The organism is Paenibacillus sp. FSL E2-0178, from assembly GCF_038593005.1.
Classification (GTDB): Bacteria; Bacillota; Bacilli; order Paenibacillales; family Paenibacillaceae; genus Paenibacillus_AQ; species Paenibacillus_AQ phytohabitans.
In genome coordinates this window covers 3,963,698-3,977,155 of the sequence record NZ_CP151953.1, presented here as the reverse complement: position 1 = coordinate 3,977,155, position 13,458 = coordinate 3,963,698, and the positions used below count along the sequence as shown (strand labels likewise).

The 13,458-nt window shown below is 49.5% G+C and carries 8 protein-coding genes and 3 riboswitches; all 8 genes read left to right on the top strand.

Annotated elements, in window-relative coordinates:
* The first annotated feature begins 307 nt into the window (after positions 1 to 307).
* The 8 genes from guaA (at position 308) to MHI42_RS17180 (ending at position 13,343) form a co-directional block, all read left to right on the top strand.
* A complete protein-coding gene (gene guaA / locus MHI42_RS17215) occupies positions 308 to 1,846 on the top strand; it encodes a glutamine-hydrolyzing GMP synthase (protein WP_171719925.1) in 1,539 nt (512 codons plus the stop codon).
* A 381-nt stretch (positions 1,847 to 2,227) separates the two neighbouring features.
* Positions 2,228 to 2,327, top strand: a riboswitch (purine riboswitch).
* Positions 2,328 to 2,451: 124 nt separating this feature from the next.
* Complete coding sequence (locus tag MHI42_RS17210) at positions 2,452 to 3,852, top strand: NCS2 family permease (protein WP_340990490.1); 1,401 nt, start codon at positions 2,452 to 2,454, stop codon at positions 3,850 to 3,852.
* 295 nt (positions 3,853 to 4,147) lie between these two features.
* Positions 4,148 to 6,142, top strand: a complete 1,995-nt coding sequence (locus MHI42_RS17205) for a hypothetical protein (protein ID WP_342424572.1) — start codon at positions 4,148 to 4,150, stop codon at positions 6,140 to 6,142.
* Positions 6,139 to 9,978 (top strand): glycosyltransferase family 39 protein, encoded by a 3,840-nt coding sequence (locus tag MHI42_RS17200; RefSeq protein ID WP_342424571.1) that lies wholly within the window; start codon positions 6,139 to 6,141, stop codon positions 9,976 to 9,978. Before MHI42_RS17205 ends, MHI42_RS17200 begins: the two co-directional genes overlap by 4 nt.
* Before the next feature lie 81 nt (positions 9,979 to 10,059).
* Positions 10,060 to 11,037: a glycosyltransferase family 2 protein gene (locus MHI42_RS17195; protein ID WP_342424570.1), complete on the top strand. Its 978-nt coding sequence runs from the start codon at positions 10,060 to 10,062 to the stop codon at positions 11,035 to 11,037.
* Entirely contained in the window at positions 11,027 to 11,431 is a 405-nt protein-coding gene (locus tag MHI42_RS17190) for a GtrA family protein (protein ID WP_340990496.1), read from the top strand. Before MHI42_RS17195 ends, MHI42_RS17190 begins: the two co-directional genes overlap by 11 nt.
* Before the next feature lie 72 nt (positions 11,432 to 11,503).
* Positions 11,504 to 12,157, top strand: a complete 654-nt coding sequence (locus MHI42_RS17185; protein WP_042133377.1) for a class D sortase — start codon at positions 11,504 to 11,506, stop codon at positions 12,155 to 12,157.
* Positions 12,158 to 12,284: 127 nt separating this feature from the next.
* A riboswitch (cyclic di-GMP riboswitch) is annotated at positions 12,285 to 12,365 on the top strand.
* 73 nt (positions 12,366 to 12,438) lie between these two features.
* Positions 12,439 to 12,519: riboswitch (cyclic di-GMP riboswitch) on the top strand.
* 14 nt (positions 12,520 to 12,533) lie between these two features.
* Positions 12,534 to 13,343, top strand: coding sequence for a transglutaminase-like domain-containing protein (locus tag MHI42_RS17180; RefSeq protein ID WP_342424569.1), 810 nt, complete (start codon positions 12,534 to 12,536; stop codon positions 13,341 to 13,343).
* Positions 13,344 to 13,458 lie beyond the last annotated feature (115 nt).

Genomic DNA, 13,458 nt, shown 5'->3' with positions numbered 1-13,458 from the left:
TAGTTAGTTCATAGTAATTTTCCTGATGTACGCCCGCAGGCCAGCCCTCTGTTCTGTCCAGCATATGACGGCAATCATGAAAGAGAAAATCACTTGTTAGCAGCGGTAACGTCACACCTATCCTCACTATGCAAACGTGGAAGCGGATACCGGTTCCAAGATCTGGATACGTGATTTTCCATGCTCTTCCGAATCGCCCAGCCCCCGCCACATATAGGAAGAATCCTTGTCCATGAGACGTCTCCTTTCCTTGACGCTGAGAATTAACCATGAGTATAATGAATCCAATAATCAAGGGAGGCAAGTAATGAACAAGCCAAATGAAATTATCGTTGTTCTGGATTTCGGGGGACAGTATAACCAGCTTATCGCGCGCAGAATTCGGGACCTGGGGGTATACAGCGAGCTTCTGCCGTACAATACACCAATGGAGAAGATTAAGGCACTGTCGCCAAAAGGGATTGTTTTCTCAGGCGGGCCAAGCAGTGTGTACGCTGAGGATGCACCACATGTAGATCCGGCGATTTATGAACTCGGACTTCCGATCTTCGGAATCTGTTACGGGATGCAACTGATGGCCCAGCAGCAGGGCGGCAAGGTAGAGCGCGCATCCAAGCGGGAATACGGCAAAGCGGATGTGGAATTCTCGCCAGGGTCCGTGCTTGCAGCAGGTCTTGAGAGCAATCAGACCGTATGGATGAGCCACGGGGACCATGTCGTGGAGCTTCCGGAAGGCTTTAAGCTGGATGCCGGGACAGAGAGCGCTCCAATCGCAGCTATGAGCAACGATGCACGCAAATTCTTCGCCGTACAGTTCCATCCTGAGGTGCGCCACTCTGTGAACGGGAATGAGATGATTTCGAACTTCCTGTATGAGGTCTGCGGCTGCGAGGGCAAATGGACGATGGAGTCGTTTATTGACGATGCCATTAAGGATATCCGCGACAAAGTCGGCGACAAAAAAGTGCTCTGCGCACTCAGCGGCGGTGTAGATTCCTCTGTTGTGGCTATGCTGATTCACCGTGCCATCGGCGACCAGCTGACTTGTATGTTCATTGACCATGGCCTTTTGCGCAAAGGTGAAGCGGAGAGCGTTATGGAGACTTTTGTCGGCAAATTCGATATCCATGTGGTCAAAATCGATGCCCGTGACCGCTTCCTCGGCAAGCTGGCCGGTGTTTCCGATCCCGAACAGAAACGTAAGATCATCGGTAATGAATTCATTTATTGCTTCGACGAAGAATCGGCCAAGCTGGGTGATTTCTCATTCCTGGCGCAAGGCACGCTGTATACAGATATCGTGGAGAGCGGTACAGCAACGGCTCAGACGATTAAGTCCCACCATAATGTAGGCGGGCTGCCTGAAGATATGAAATTCAGTCTGATCGAGCCGCTGAACACCCTGTTCAAAGATGAGGTCCGTAAGCTGGGTGAGGAACTCGGCATGCCGCATGCCATCGTTTGGCGTCAGCCTTTCCCGGGTCCGGGTCTGGCCATCCGTGTACTGGGTGAAGTAACCGAAGAGAAGCTGACTATTGTTCGTGATTCGGACTTTATCCTGCGTGAAGAGATTGCCAAAGCCGGTCTCGACCGCGAAATCTGGCAGTATTTCACCGCATTGCCTAACATGAAGAGTGTTGGCGTTATGGGTGACGAGCGTACGTATTCCTATACCGTAGGTATCCGCGCTGTAACTTCCGTAGATGGAATGACCGCAGACTGGGCACGTATTCCGTGGGATATTCTGGAGAAAATCTCCGTGCGTATCGTCAACGAAGTCGATAACGTGAACCGCATCGTGTACGACATTACTTCGAAGCCGCCTGCAACGATTGAGTGGGAGTAGGTCTCAGTAACAGCTGACTATCAAATTCCGGAGCCGGAACGCCTACCTTGGCGTTTCCGGCTTTTTTGTTGATATATGGGCATGCCGTTTCTATTTGAGAAACTTCTCTTTTCTGCTCCGCATACAAACACAAGGACAGTCAAATGCTATACACAGAAAATGATGCCACCCGGCTATCCGGCTTAGCGCTCCACCATACGTGTATAACCTGGCTTGAGTACAGTACCGTCCGCGTTTATACCGCGAGGTTTGGCGGATCATCCCTGAACCAAGCGGAATTTGTCATGAAAATGTTCGATTTACGAACAATTGTATGAACCTTACGCTTAATGTTCGTATTTACCATTGACAACTCATGTCATATACACCTAAAATGATAAAGCGCTACAGCAAATACATATTCGTATAATTCCGGGGATTGGCCCGGAAGTCTCTACGAGGTCACCGTAATGACCTGGCTACGATTAAGAAGAGCAGCTTAGCTGGAAGTCCGGTTAACACCGGATATGCCGGACAAGAATCTCTTTTTTCGGGCCGGTGTCTTCCCAGATGCCGGCTTTTCTGTTGCTGTGATGGCATAACATACACCTTAGGGGGAGAACAATTTGAATCGCTTTTTCAAGTTGAAAGAGAACGGCACCACAGTACGCACAGAGATCATGGCCGGTTTGACCACGTTTATGGCAATGGCTTATATCCTATCGGTTAATCCCAATACCCTGACTGCCTTTGGCCGCATTGATATGGGCTGGTATTCCGTATTCCTGGCTACAGCACTTGCAGCAGGTATTTTCACAATTGCCATGGGATTATTCATTAACTTCCCGGTAGCTCTGGCACCTGGTATGGGCCTTAATGCATATTTTGCTTCCGTAGTGTTGTCTTCGGCAACCACCGAACATGAGTTTACCTGGCAAATGGGTCTTACTGCGGTATTTATCTCCGGTATTATCTTCATCCTGCTGACCGTTACCCGGGTCCGGCAAATATTGCTTACCGCAATTCCTGACAGCCTGAAGCATGCCATCACGGTCGGTATCGGGATGTTCATCACTATTATTGGCCTGAAGAACAGCGGATTGATGACGATCGGCGTTGAAGCCGGTAATGACATTGCCGCTAATAAATTCACGGATGTTCTTTCCTTCGAGACTGTAATTCATATGGGCAGCCTGGAGAACACCGATGTTCAGCTCGTAATCATCGGCCTGCTGCTGATCTCCATCCTGATGGTGCTGCGCGTACGCGGCGCAATCCTGTTCGGTATTCTGGGTACTACGCTGGCTGCGATCCTGATGGGCGCTGTAGATTTCAGTTCCATTAATGATTCACAAGCCCATTGGATTCCGGACTTCACGCAGCTCAACTTCTGGGAATTCGACTGGGAAGGCATTATGCACACCGGTATCGTTTCCGCAATTGCTACCTTTACCTTTGTAGAATTGTTTGATACCTTCGGTACACTTGTAGGTACTGCTGAACGTGCAGGAATCATGAAGGATGCTGAAGAAGGCAAAAGACGTGTTGGTAACGCCATGTTTGTAGATGCAGTAGCCGTTGCCGGTGGTGCGATGCTGGGTACTTCCACAACCACTGCTTATGTTGAGAGTGCTGCCGGTGTAGCTGAAGGCGGACGTACGGGTCTGACTGCAGTAACTACAGGTGTGTGCTTCCTGCTCGCATTGTTCCTGGCTCCGATTGTAGCGCTTATTCCCGGCCCTGCAACAGCCGCTGCACTGATTATTGTCGGTGTCCTGATGGCCCAATCCATCCGCGACATTGATTTCCAGGACATGGTCCTGGCGATCCCGGCCTTCCTGACCTTTGTTATTATGCCTTTCACTTACAACATCGCTAATGGTATTTCATTCGGGATTGTCACTTATGTTATTCTGGCTTGCGTAGCGAATGTGGCTGGCAAGAAGAAATATGATATCCACTGGATGATGTGGGTACTGGCTGTTCTGATTATTCTGCGTTATGTTCTGATCGGCAGCCAAGGCTAAGAGAGAACGAACGACATCCATTTTTAAGTATACGGTTCCTTCATTAATATGAAGGGGCCGTTTTTTTTATAAAAATATAAGAATTTATTTGCTTCACGCTATCAATTATCCTTCTATTTCTCGCTGAAACGGTACCGTCCTTATAAAAGGACGGCAAAGCCGTTTCTACTTGTTATAGAAATGTACAGGTTTCACTTGAGAATCCCTCATAAGGAGGCTGCAGCCGGGGTTAACCTCTGCTTTACCCTTTTCTTCATCCAGTATTTAGATTATATTGTTGAAGAGGTGATAAACGTTGTCCGGCTTACTTACGAGAGCTTACAAATCCTGCATTAACAATCCCTGGCCGTACCTATTGTTTCTGCTGGGGGCAATCGTTCGTATCATATACATAAATTCTATTCCTCCGGGACTGAACCAGGACGAAGCATCTATCGGCTATGATGCCTACGCCATTCTTCACTACGGGATGGACCGCAATGGTGTACATCTGCCCGTTCATCTTATCGCCTGGGGCAGCGGACAGAATGCGCTGTATGCCTACTTGTCCATGCCGTTTATTCTGCTGTTCGGCCTGACGCCGCTGTCTGTGCGGGCACTTAGTCTGGTCATGGGCTTACTGGCCATGATTGTCTTCTACCTGATTATGAAACGGCTGTCCGCCTCATCCGGAGCAGGAATCGCTGCCATATTCTTTATTGCAATCAATCCCTGGCATATTATGATGTCCAGGTGGGCGCTGGAATCGAATCTGTTTCCCACGATGATTCTGATAGCTGTGTACCTTCTGCTAAGATCCTTCGACAATCCGAGATGGTTTTATGCGTTTACCGGCATGCTGGCCCTCTCGCTGTATGCCTATGGAACAGCTTACTTTTTTGTCCCGTTATTTGCACTTGGTACGGCAATTCTTCTATTGTATAGCAAGATACTTAAGCTCAGGACTCTTGTGTGGAACAGCCTGCTGTTTGCAGTAATGGCCCTGCCTATACTATTATTTATTGTTATTAACCGTTACTCCATGCAGGACATAGCCACTCCATTGTTCACTATTCCCAGGCTTACGATGCCGCGTGTGGAGGAAATCTCCTCTGTGTTCAGCGGACAGCTGGGGAGGGCAGCTGCGGATAACTTCAGTGCATTCAGCAAGCTTATGCTTAACGGGACTGACAGCTTGCCATGGAATTCAATTTCTCCTTATGGCTATGCGTACCCGATCGCGCTGCCCTTTGCACTGCTGGGGCTGGTTGTCCTCATACATTCGTGGTGGACCAGACGGCGGGAGAACACAGGGTATGGAGTCTTGCTGCTCTGGTTCCTGATTGCCGTGCTGATGGCGTTTATTACAAGTGTAAACATCAACCGGATCAATATTATTTTTTATCCGTTCATCATGCTGGTAAGCGCCGGATTTGTGTGGCTTGCGGGGAGAGTCAAGGGGGCTGCCGTATTGGCCGCTGCAGTGTTTACAATATTTTTTGCCCTGTTCTCTAATGATTATTTCCGTGAGTTCCCCGGCCGGATCGGACCGGCTTTTTATGATTCTTTCGGCGAGGCGGTGCAGTATGCCTCCGAACACAGCCCGGGAGAAATCTATATTACCAATAATGTGAATATGCCCTACATTTATGTGCTGTTCTATGAGCGGATCAATCCGCATGACTTCCAGGATTCCGCCGTTTATGCCAATCCGGGAGAAGCTTTCCAGCGTGTATCCTCCTTTGGGAGATACAGATTTGATGATTTGAACATGGTGCCTGCAAATGCCGCATATATCTTTGGGAATAGCTCTCCGCTTCCTGCGGCAAGTACAGAATATACAGTTAAGCGTTTCGCCAACTACAGCGTAATGCTTACTAAAGACAAAGCGGACGGGCTTCCGGCAGCTCCGGAGGTTCCTGCTGCTGAATTTAGGAACGGGGGGTTTGAAGAAGGGACTTCGGGCTGGACATTCTCTGCGGGAACGGGAGTGGCTGACAATAAGCCTTACGCCGGAACTAGGCTGGCTTATCTTGATGCGGGAGCTGACAGAAGCGTGTCACAGGTTTTTGCTGCGGCAGCCGGTGACTACAAGCTATCCGCCATGGTTAGTGCAGGCGGCAGCGGCGGCGGGAAGATCGGAATCCGTGCAGCCGGCACTGTGCTGGCAGAAGCCGAACTGCAGGCAGGGGAAGATTATCATCAGGTTACACTTCCTGCGGTCACGCTGGAGCAGGGAATGCAGGCAGAAGTTTACATAACCGGCGGTAACGGCTGGATTAACATTGACGAGGTGAGGGTAGAACGATGACCAAGAATACACGCGCGGCGGCAACCGTTATACTGATGCTCTTATTATTTATTCTTCCTGTAACAAACGTTTATGCTGAGGGGAATTTACTGCAGAATCCGGGTTTTGAGGATGGGGAGGACGGTGCGCCTGCCAGCTGGAGCAAAGATATGTGGATCTCGGGCGATGCCTCCGGTCTGCTGTCCGTTCAGTCCGAGGATGTTCACTCCGGCAGCAAAGCGGCAGTCATTGAGAACCTTGAACCCAATCACCTGAAGTGGGTACAGACGGTTGCCGTTTCGCCGGACAGCTACTATAAGATCTCGGGTTATGTCAAAATAGTCAGTACAGCAGGCGGGGGAATGGGTGCTAATATATTCCCGGTCGGGATTGGCGGCGGTTATCCCGCCACCCAGGATACAGCCGGCGAATGGCAGTATCTCGAGTTCATCGGCCAGACCGGCAAAGAGCAGACCGAGATCGGGATAGGTGCTGCCCTGGGCGGATATGCCAACCTGATTCAGGGCAAGGCCTATTTCGATGATCTGTCCGTAGAACAGCTGGATGCAGCTCCGGAAGGCGCGAACATTGTATCGCTGGACAGCGGGGCGCCGGCGGCCGGGGCGGATGCGGGCGGCGGGAGCCAGCCGGCAGAAACACCGCATAAGGTGTCACCTGCCAAGCTGCTGCTGATATCGGCAGTATTCAGTGTGTTCTTTGCTCTTTTATATCACAGAGCCTTCAGCAGTAAACGCCTGCTGAACCAGCAGGACGTGATCTATACACGCTGGCTGTATGTCCTGTTTGGGGTAGCGTTCATTCTGCGGATCTGGATTGGCCTGACTGCGCAGGGCTATCAGAATGATATGAATACATTCATGGCTTGGAGCCATCGTCTGACTGACCTTGGTCCGGGCAAGTTCTATGAAGAAGGCTATTTCGCGGATTACCCCCCAGGCTACTTATATGTACTGTACCTGCTGAGTCTGCTCCGCGGATTGTTTAATTTTGCGGGCGGATCAGGCGCAGAGACTGTGCTATATAAGCTGCCGGCCATCATCTCCGACCTCGTGCTCGGCTGGATCATCTACAAAGGCGCGCGTGCCAAGATCGGCTCCGGACTTGCGATCGGGCTGATGATGCTGTTCCTGTTTAACCCGGCAGTGCTGATGGACTCTGCAGCGTGGGGACAAGCAGACTCCTTCTTCCTTATCTTCCTGCTGCTCAGCATAATGGGAGTAGTGGATAGAACCTTTGTGCGTGCAGCAATCTTTTTCGCCATTGCCACACTGATCAAACCGCAGGCGCTGATTTTCACACCGGTCCTGCTCTTTGCCTTCTATCATCACCGTGCTTGGAAGCAGCTTGCTCTGGGCGCTGTCTACGGACTGGGGATATTTGCTCTGCTCGCAGCCCCGTTCTTCTGGAATAACGGCGGTTTTGCCGGAGTGATCGATTTATATAAGAGCACTTTATCTTCTTATCCGTATTCTACGGTTAATGCATTCAATCTTTATGCTTTGACGGATCCGATGTGGTCGGCACTTGATGTTACCTGGCTGGGCATACCGTACCGAATATGGGGCTTTGTTTTCATTCTTGTGGCGGTAGCTCTTGCAGCTTATTATTCGTTTAATACCAAGGACCGCAAGGATCTTTCTAAATCGTATTTCCTCGGCATGGTGCTGATCACCGTTGTCTTTGTATTTGGCACCAAAATGCATGAACGCTACCTGTATCCTGTTCTGCTCCTGTCTCTATTCACCTTCATTGAGAGCAAGGACCGGCGTTTCCTGACACTGTTTCTCGGATTCTCGCTGACTCAATATATTAATGTAGGCTATACGCTGGCCTATCTCAATACCGGCAGCAATCCGCCGACAGACGGAATTGTCCTGGTTACAGCGATTACTACCGTAGTTCTGGCATTATATCTGCTGTATGTTGGGTACGATGTATATATCCGCAAAGCAACAAAGCACCTGCCAGAGCCTGTTTCAACGCAGGCTGCATTTGAAGCAGATATGCGGCTTGCAGAGGGGATTCAGCCCCTTGCCAAGCAAGAACGTCGTTCCCCGCTGAAGCTGCAGCGCCGGGACTGGATCTGGATGATCGCGATCACAGTACTCTATGGAGCGCTTGCGCTTTATCATCTGGGGGATACCAAGTCGCCTGAGACCCTGTGGGAGCCTGCCGCCAGCGGCGAGAGCTTCTATGTGGATCTGGGGCAGGCCCACCAGCTGGAGCGGGTAAATATCTTCGGCGGTGTCGGCACAGGCAAGTTTCAGCTGGAGTTCAGCCAGACTCCGGATAATTGGAGCAGCCCGCTTGATGTGAGCGAGGATGTCGGCAATGTCTTCATATGGAAAAGCCAGCCGCTGAACGTATCGGCAAGATACGTCAAGCTGACAGTCACCTCTCCGGGCTTCACCCTGAACGAAGTGGCGTTCTATGGCCAGGAGGCACCGAAGACGCCTCTGCCAATTGCCGGTGTTACACCGGATGCCGCTGCGGCCTCCAAAAGAGGGACGCCGGCCAATCTGTTCGATGAGCAGTCGATGATCCCGGAAAACTCGAATTTCATGAACAGTACGTATTTTGATGAAATCTATCATGCACGGACGGCTTATGAACATTATCATGATATTGTTCCTTATGAGAATACGCACCCGCCGCTTGGCAAGCTGCTGATCGGTGCCGGCATGGAGCTGTTTGGCGTCAATCCGTTTGGCTGGCGTATCATCGGCACCCTGTTCGGCATTGCAATGCTGCCGCTGATCTATATCATGGCGATGCGGCTGTTCCGGAAGACTACCTATGCTGCATTAGCAGCCGGACTGTTCGCCCTGGACTTCATGCATTTCACCCAGACGCGCATTTCGACGATTGATGTATACGGCGTATTCTTCATTATGCTGATGTTCTATTTCATGCAGCGGTATTATACGATGAACTTCTACCGTATGCCGCTGCGCACAACGCTGGTTCCGCTTTTCTGGTCCGGACTGTTCTTCGGAATTGGAGTGGCCTCCAAGTGGATTGTTCTCTACGGTGGAGCAGGACTTGCGGTGATGCTGGCGCTGGCGCTGTTTGAGCGGTATAGGGAGTATAAGGCCGCAGGCCGTCTGCTGGCTGAAGGCAAGCTGACCGGTCAGGAGCTCAAAGCTGCCTGCCGGACAGCGGACCAATCCTTCTGGAAGAACACCATCATCACTTTGGCCAGCTGCATCATATTCTTCATTGCGATCCCGGTTATCATCTATAGTCTGTCCTTTGTCCCGGCGCTCTCTGCTTCGGCGGAAGGCTTCACCATTAAGGGATTGATTGATGCCCAGAAAAATATGTACAACTATCACAGCCAGCTTGTAGCAACGCATCCGTTCGCCTCCTCCTGGTGGGAGTGGCCGTTCATGAAACGTCCGGTATGGTTCTTCAGCGGCGGTGAAGGATTGCCGGAAGGCAAGGCCAGCAGTATCGTGACCATGGGGAATCCCCTCATCTGGTGGACAGGAATCTTCGCTATGCTGGCAGCCGTGTGGCTTACCGTGAAACGCAGGGACAAGAATCTGTACATGATCTGGATCGGGTTCTTCTCACAGTATGTTCCGTGGATGCTTGTGCCGCGTGAGACGTTCCTGTACCATTATTTTGCGATGGTGCCATTTATGATTCTGTCGGTTGTCTATGTCCTGAAGCTGCTTGACAGCAGATTCGGCGACGCCAAATACCTGCGGTATGCCTATGTGGCTGCTGCAGCCATCCTGTTTGTAATGTTCTATCCGGTGTTATCCGGAATGCAGGTTAACAGCAGTTATATCAATACTGTACTGCGCTGGTTCCCTTCCTGGGTATTCTAGGGGCACTATTTAAGAAGGCACATGTTTCAGAAGACAGTTTTATTGCGGGGGATCTCGTAGAAACTTATAGGAGGAACTAAGGTGAAAGCCAGATACAGTGTAATTGTCCCCATGTTCAATGAGGAGGAAGTCATTCAGGTAACCTATGAGCGGCTCAAAAAAGTAATGGATGGTTGCGGCGATTCCTATGAACTGGTTTTCGTCAATGACGGCAGCCGGGACCGCACGGCGGAGATCATGCGCGAGATCAGCAGCCGGGATGAGCATGTCAAGCTGATCGACTTCTCCCGTAATTTCGGCCACCAGGTGGCGATTACGGCTGGTATGGATTATGCCGAAGGCCAGGCAGTCGTGGTGATTGACGCAGACCTCCAGGATCCTCCTGAGGTAATTCTGCAGATGATTGCGAAGTGGAAAGAGGGCTACGAAGTCGTGTATGCCAAGCGGTTGAAGCGTCACGGGGAGACTTTCTTCAAGAAAGTCACCGCTAAGATCTTTTACCGTCTGCTCAGCAGTATGACCAGTGTTGAAATCCCTACCGATACCGGTGACTTCCGGCTGATCGACCGTAAAGTCTGTGATGTGCTGCGCGGTCTGAAGGAGAAGAACCGGTACGTACGGGGTCTGGTGAGCTGGGTAGGCTTCCGGCAGACCATGGTAGAATATGTGCGGGAGGAGCGCTTTGCCGGGGAAACGAAATATCCGCTCAAAAAAATGATCCGGTTTGCGCTCGACGGCATCACCTCCTTTTCCCACAAACCGCTCAAAATCGCATCCTATATCGGATTCTTTCTGTCCTTTTCCAGCTTCATCTATCTGTTCCTGGTATTGTTCCAAAAGGTCTTTACCTCCTGGACTGTACCCGGATGGGCATCTATAGTCGGCGTGAATCTGCTCTTCAACGGGATTGTGCTGATGCTGCTGGGGGTAATTGGTGAGTATATCGGACGGATCTATGATGAGTCGAAGGACAGACCGCTCTATATTGTACGTGAGACCAAAGGCTATCCGGATGCGGAAATAGAAGACACGCGGAAGGAAAGCGATTATGCCAGATAAGAGATGGAGTGCGGGGTTCATCCAGTTCCTGAAATTCAATGCGGTAGGCCTGCTGAATACACTGATTGACTTTGCTGTATTCACACTGCTGCATTCCCTTGGGATGATCAACACCCCTGCGCAGATTATTTCCTATAGCGCCGGTACGGCCAACAGCTTCTTCTGGAATAAAAAGGTGACCTTCCGCGACCGGGACAGAGGCAATAAAGAGGGCTTCGACCGTATGCAGCTGGTCAGGTTTATCGTGCTGAACCTGGTGGTGCTGGGTATATCGGTGCTGCTGATTCATATATTGACCGATTCCCTTGGTATTCAAGTGCTGATCGCCAAAGTGCTGGTCACATTTGTTACGGTGATCATTAATTTCTTCGGAAGCCGGAAATGGGTATTCTGAAAATTAAGAAGCATTGCTTCTTAATTTTTTCCGGGAGGGTAACATCTATTCTATATTACGGAGGCGATTGTCATGCGGAAATTATCCTATTTGATTATACTTGCCGGGGTACTGATTATGCTCTATCCCAAAGGAAGCGAATGGTACAATGACCGTCAGCAGCAAAAGCTGCTGGAAGAGGCTGAACAGGCCTACAGTGAAATCGTTCCGTCTGCCTCAGCTCCGGCCAGTGCTGATCTAAGTAAGCCTTACGCGGAAGTAACCCAGCTGCTGGCGGATGAGTCGGCTGCGGAAGAGCCAGAACCCTCTGCTGCGCCTGAGATTGAAGTCGGAGGCAAGGTGATGGCAATCATCGAAATCGACAAAATAGATCTGAAGCTGCCTGTGCTCGAAGGCGCCACCAAGGCGAATATGAAGCATGCTGCTGCGCATATGAAGGAGACGGCTCCGCTTGGCTCTGCTGGCAATGCTGCAATTGCAGCGCATAGATCAAGAACTACGGGAAGGCTGTTCAACAGATTGAATGAAGTCGGAGTCGGGGACACTATTTCCGTTACAACCGGCAAGCAGGCGTACAATTATGTAGTTTATGATGTGACTATTGTGGAACCAACCGATGTATCCGTATTGAAAGGGAATAAGGATGACAAGATTCTAACACTCATTACTTGTGATCCGCTGGTGAATCCAACGCATAGACTTATCATTCACGCAAAGTTATCGTGATGTTTGTAGAATAATGACGGAAAAACTTAAAATACTTAAAATTTTTATTTGTTTTCGCGGAAATCTAGTGATTTAGGTCTTGATAATAGAAATAGATATGGTAAGATATAACTATACAAAGCTAATACACGATAAACGGCAAACCTATCGAAAGGTAGGGACGCAAAGCTAGAGGGCCTTCCCGTAAGGATGGCAGCCAGCTACCGAATGAAGAGGCTTTTTTTGTTTGTTCTTATTGTGAATCTAGCATTTTATGGTAGAAGCAAGGACAGATAAAGCTTATACGATAACGGCAAACCTATCGAAAGGTAGGGACGCAAAGCTAAAGGGCCTTCCCGTAAGGATGGCAGCCAGCTACCGAAAGGGGTTTTATCCAATGAAGAAGTTCTATTTAATGTTGGTTACACTATTCGTAGTGGTTACGTCGGTGCAGACAGGTACAGCTCAAGCTGCTAATGCAGATGCAAGCTGGTTGAACATAGGTCAACTTGATCAGGGTGTTATCGGAGTTTCTTATAATGTTCCTAAGGATAAGAAGATTAAGCTGATGATCACCAAAGATAATAACAGCTACACCTACAACTTATACACTTCCAAACCAACTGAAACATTCCCGCTTCAACAAGGTAACGGTTCATACAAGGTTTCCGTACTTGAGAACACTACCGGCAACAAATACAAAGTAATCTCTTCCGAGACGGTAGATCTTAGCCTGAGCAACGCCAACGCCGTATATCTGAGCTCCGTACAGAATGTTAAATGGAGTTCTTCCGATAAAGCAGTTCTGAAAGCAACACAGCTTACACAAGGTTTGACATCAGATGAAGACAAAGTGAAGGCTATCTATAATTATATCGTAACCAATGTGAAATATGATTATTCCCTGGCTTCCAGTGTAACTACAGATTACATCCCTAACAACGACAGTACCCTGGCTACCAAGAAGGGGATCTGCTACGATTACGCTTCCTTGTTCGCTACTATGCTTCGCAGTGAAGGCATTCCTACCAAACTGGTTATGGGTAACACAAGTTATGTGACGTCTTACCACGCTTGGAATGAAGTGTTCCTTAATGGCAAATGGGTAACTATTGATACTACAGTTGATGCTGGACTTGCCAAGAACAGCAAAACAGCAGATCTGGTTAAAGTGGCAAGTAAATATACTGCAGCTAAGTTCTACTAAGAGCACAGATGCATTCATAGTTTCATTGAGGATAACCCGCGTATTAATTAAGCGGGTTATTTTTATTTTGGAAAAGGTTGCTTTTTGGTAGAGAGATAGGGTATTATAAATAAGC

Bases quoted from the DNA above. Each gene is read 5' to 3' on its own strand.
- guaA (WP_171719925.1), top strand. From the start codon at position 308: ATGAACAAGCCAAATGAAATTATCGTTGTTCTGGATTTCGGGGGACAG.
- MHI42_RS17200 (WP_342424571.1), top strand. From the start codon at position 6,139: ATGACCAAGAATACACGCGCGGCGGCAACCGTTATACTGATGCTCTTA.
- MHI42_RS17190 (WP_340990496.1), top strand. From the start codon at position 11,027: ATGCCAGATAAGAGATGGAGTGCGGGGTTCATCCAGTTCCTGAAATTC.
- MHI42_RS17185 (WP_042133377.1), top strand. From the start codon at position 11,504: ATGCGGAAATTATCCTATTTGATTATACTTGCCGGGGTACTGATTATG.
- MHI42_RS17180 (WP_342424569.1), top strand. From the start codon at position 12,534: ATGAAGAAGTTCTATTTAATGTTGGTTACACTATTCGTAGTGGTTACG.